Raw genomic sequence first — 4,016 nt, 5'->3', positions numbered from 1 at the left:
ATCGTCTGCCTGATGCAGAAAGATATGAAGCGGCTGATTGCTTACAGTTCAGTGAGCCACCTGGGTTTCTGCACGCTGGGAATTTTTGCGCTCACGCCCAACGGACTCGCGGGCAGCGTGCTGCAGCAGATCAATCACGGTATTTCCACCGGCGCGCTGTTCCTGATTGTCGGCGTGCTGTATGAGCGGCGGCACACGCGGCTGATTTCCGAATTTGGCGGGCTGGCTACGCCCATGCCGAATTTCGCGGCCATCTATCTCATCATCAGCTTGAGCTCACTGGGAATGCCGCTGCTGAACGGCTTCATCGGAGAGTTCACCATTCTGCAAGGCGCGTTTCAAGTGAGCAAGGCGTGGGCCGCATGGGGCTCGCTGGGCGTCGTGTTGGGCGCGGCCTATTTGTTATGGCTCTATCAACGCGTCATGTTCGGCCCGGTGACACAGTTTGCCAATGAGAATTTGCCGGACTTGAATTTGCGCGAATATGCCACGCTGATTCCGCTCGTGTTTCTGGCGTTCTGGATCGGTATTTACCCCAAGCCGTTCTTCGCCTTCATCGAAAAGCCGGTGCAGAAAATCGTCGAGCAGGTGAACCCGGACTTTTACAAAGCCGAGCGCGCAAAATTGCCCGCGCCAGAAATCCCAGCTGTCGCGCTTGAGGCGAGATAGCCCGGATGAGCATCCCATTCATCGACGCGGTTCTCAGCTATCTCCGGGGAGACGGTGCTGTCATCCTTCCGGAGATGGAGCTGACTCTTTTCGGCCTTGGTATTCTCATGATTGGGTTTTCGGCCGACGAAGCGGCAGAAGAAAATTGGTTTTTTCGCCTGATCTTTAAGGACTTTAACGGCAAGGCGGCGTTTGTAGCCACCGCCTTCGCTGGTTTCTCGCTGTGGAGTTTGCGCGGAAGAATCGCAGCGGGCGGCGGGGTGGTCGTCGGATTCCACGAGACAGCGGTTGTGGATGGATTCGTGCTTTTCTTTGGCATCCTTTTTCTTGCCTCCACCGCGCTGGTCATCCTGCTCTCCGTGAAATACTTGGAGATCGAAAAAGAGCAGGAAGGGGAGTACTACGCGCTGCTCCTCTTTGCTTGTGTCGGCATGATGCTGATGGCCTCGGGCATCGATCTGATTGTGATGTTCCTCGGGCTGGAAACCATGGCTTTGAGCTTCTACATCCTCACCGGTTTCTTGCGGCGCGAGAAGCGTTCGAACGAGGCCGCGCTGAAATACGTTCTCCTTGGCGCTTTCAGCTCCGGCATCCTGGCATACGGATTCTCGCTACTGTACGGCCTCAGCGCTTCGACGAACATAGGCTCTATCGGATCAGCGCTGGGCCAGCGCAATCAGCTGGTTGGCGCCATCGTGCGCAGCCAGCAGCCCGGTGTGGCCGGCGAGCAGATGCGGCAACTCATCGCGGCGCGAATGCCCATGGCGTTGCACTTGGATCCGTTCACGCTTCAGCTGCTTCCCATTCTCGCGTTCGTGCTTGTGCTGGTGGGCCTGCTGTTCAAAGTAGCGGCGGTGCCATTTCATCAATGGGCACCAGACGTCTACGAAGGCGCGCCGACGCCGGTCACCGCATACATCAGCATTGCTTCCAAGACGGCAAGCTTCGCTTTGCTTCTCCGATTGCTGCTGGTTGTATTCGCGGTTTCGCATACGACGTGGATCTACCTCATAGGCGGCCTGGCGATTGCCTCGCTCACTTGGGGAAACCTAGCAGCGCTGACACAGACTAATGTGAAGCGCCTGCTGGCCTACTCCTCGATTTCGCACGTGGGCTACATCCTGCTCGGCTTCCTTGCCTGGGACGAGAGCACGGGAACTTTGACGCAGACCGCGTCCACTGGAATCGCATACTATTTGTTCGCCTATGTGTTCATGACCGCCGGCGCATTTGCCGTGGTCATCGTGCTGCGCCAAAAAGGGCTGATTGGGGAAGAGCTCGACGACTTGAATGGCCTGTACCAGCGGAGCCCCGCCGCCGCCGTGCTGCTGCTGATCTTCATGCTTTCGCTTGCGGGAATCCCCCCGACGGCCGGCTTCATGGGCAAGTATTTCATCTTCCTCTCGCTGATCGAATCGCATCATCCGCTACTGGCGTTGTTCGCGGTGCTCTACATCGTGCCGGCTCTGTACTACTACTTCCGCATCGTGGCGCACGCCTGGCTCAAGCAGCCGGGCGAAGCGCCGCGCCCGGTGATGACCAGCGCGCAAGCCATCGCCCTGGGTGTGACGGTGTTTGTGTCGCTCGCCGCAGGGTTGTATCCTGAGCCGTTCACCAAGCTTGCGCACTATGCCTTCGGACGATAAGCCGAAAGATTCCGATTCGTCGAAACCTGCGTCTCAGAAAGCGCAGACCACTTCGAACCAGCTTGCCACGGCCATGGAGTTACCTTTCACTTTCGTGGGGGCGGTCGCCGCCGGTGGACTTATTGGGTATTTTCTCGATAATTGGCTGCATACCTCTCCTTGGCTGATGATCGTCCTTGGCGGCTTCGGATTTGCAGGCGGGATTCTTGAGATCTCTCGAAGGTATGCGCCCAAGGATTCGGGCAGTAACAATGACAGGCCCGCTAACTGAACCATCAACTGCTCCCGCCGTCGGGGAAAGAACCGTTCGCCGAATCACCTACCTGATTCCGGTTTTTGGGATATTCAGTGGCCTTCTTGCTGGCCTCATGCATGACTGGGAGTGGGCCGAGGGGCTCGTCCTCGGCTCGGGACTCGCCTGGCTGAATTTCCGTTGGCTGAAGCGAGGATTGCAAGCGTTTACGTCCGCCGCTGTGCCGCAGAGCGGTACCGAAAATCGTCGCGCCCCCGTGGCAAGTTACCTTGCGGCGGTCTTTCGCTACGTCTTGATAGGTCTAGCGGTGTATGTTATTTTTAGCTATCTACACGTTCCACTTGTGAGCATCGTGCTGGGGTTGTGCGCTTTTGCGGCCGCAACAATCACGGCAAGTGTGTGGGAAATCTTTCAATCCGTTGAGTGAGGAGTTGAGCCCGTTACGGGCGAGCAAGAGATGGAAGAGCATATCAGCCCGATCACCCACCTGGTGAACCACTATCTCGGTGCCATGGCGTTGGCGATTCTTCACGCGCTGCACATCCGACCTGAAAACGCGGATCTCCCAATCCCCGAGCACGTTATCATGGGGGCATTGGTGCTTGTTTTGACCACCATTTTGGCGCTGATCCTCAAGTCCCGCCTTTCCGTCGAGAAGCCTGGAGCGCTGCAGCAGGTCGCGGAACTCTTGATTACCAATCCCATGCGGCTGGGGATACAGGACATTCTTGATGAGAGCGCAGGCCATCACGCGCGTTCTTTCATCTACCTCGTTGGCACCGTCAGTCTGTTTGTTCTGTTTTCAAATCTCTTCAGTCTATTTCCTTGGTTTTCTGCGCCGACCGGCAATGTTAGCGTGCCTCTGGCATGCGCCATCGTCACCTTTCTCTATTTCAATTGGCAGGGGATTCGCCACCAGGGGGCGGTCAGCTACGCTAAACATTTTGCTGCTGGGACGGAATGGTGGATTGCCTGGCTAATTTTGCCGGTGGAAATCATCAGCACATTGGCGCGCTTGCTCTCGCTCACCGTGCGTCTCTATGCCAACATTTTTGCGAGTGACATGATTTATGTGCTGTTCGTGGGGCTGCTCACAGAGGCAACCACAATAGCATGGGAGAAATCCCCGGTGGCCGGAGTCCTTGTGGCCATCTTTCCGGCTCTGATTCCGTTGCTATTTATCGCTCTTCACCTGCTCGTGGCTTTTGTACAGGCGATTCTTTTCACCGTTTTGCCCGCTTCCTATCTCGGGATGGCCACGGCGGAAGAGCATTAATCGATATTTGCCGGAGAAGTTCGCCGGCAACTTGCCGATACAGCGTGAGCCCGGCTGCACGGTGTCCGGGAACCACCTCCTGGCGGCAATTCATCGGGTTTCAGGGTTTGTACTTGCAAACCCTGACTCGACAAGGAGGCAGTAATGAAGAAGTGGAGCATGTTGTTGATTG

At 56.6% G+C, this 4,016-nt stretch carries 5 protein-coding genes; all 5 read left to right on the top strand.

The window, feature by feature from the left end; all coding sequences use genetic code 11:
• The coding region (locus tag VK738_14055; GenBank protein HTD23778.1) for a proton-conducting transporter membrane subunit at positions 1–669 on the top strand (669 nt) is incomplete at its 5' end.
• Between the two features lie 5 nt (positions 670–674).
• Positions 675–2,315, top strand: a complete 1,641-nt coding sequence (locus tag VK738_14050) for an NADH-quinone oxidoreductase subunit N (GenBank protein ID HTD23777.1) — start codon at positions 675–677, stop codon at positions 2,313–2,315.
• Positions 2,299–2,586, top strand: a complete 288-nt coding sequence (locus VK738_14045; protein HTD23776.1) for an AtpZ/AtpI family protein — start codon at positions 2,299–2,301, stop codon at positions 2,584–2,586. The genes VK738_14050 and VK738_14045 overlap by 17 nt, the downstream gene beginning before the upstream one ends.
• Positions 2,567–2,995, top strand: a complete 429-nt coding sequence (locus VK738_14040; GenBank protein ID HTD23775.1) for an ATP synthase subunit I — start codon at positions 2,567–2,569, stop codon at positions 2,993–2,995. The genes VK738_14045 and VK738_14040 overlap by 20 nt, the downstream gene beginning before the upstream one ends.
• 30 nt (positions 2,996–3,025) lie before the next feature.
• A complete protein-coding gene (locus VK738_14035) occupies positions 3,026–3,844 on the top strand; it encodes a F0F1 ATP synthase subunit A (protein ID HTD23774.1) in 819 nt (272 codons plus the stop codon).
• Positions 3,845–4,016: the final 172 nt, after the last annotated feature.

The sequence above is a fragment of the Terriglobales bacterium genome, from assembly GCA_035487355.1.
GTDB lineage: Bacteria > Acidobacteriota > Terriglobia > Terriglobales > Acidobacteriaceae > QIAW01.
Note: the sequence above shows the minus strand (reverse complement) of the source record. Positions and strands in the feature narration are given on the sequence as shown.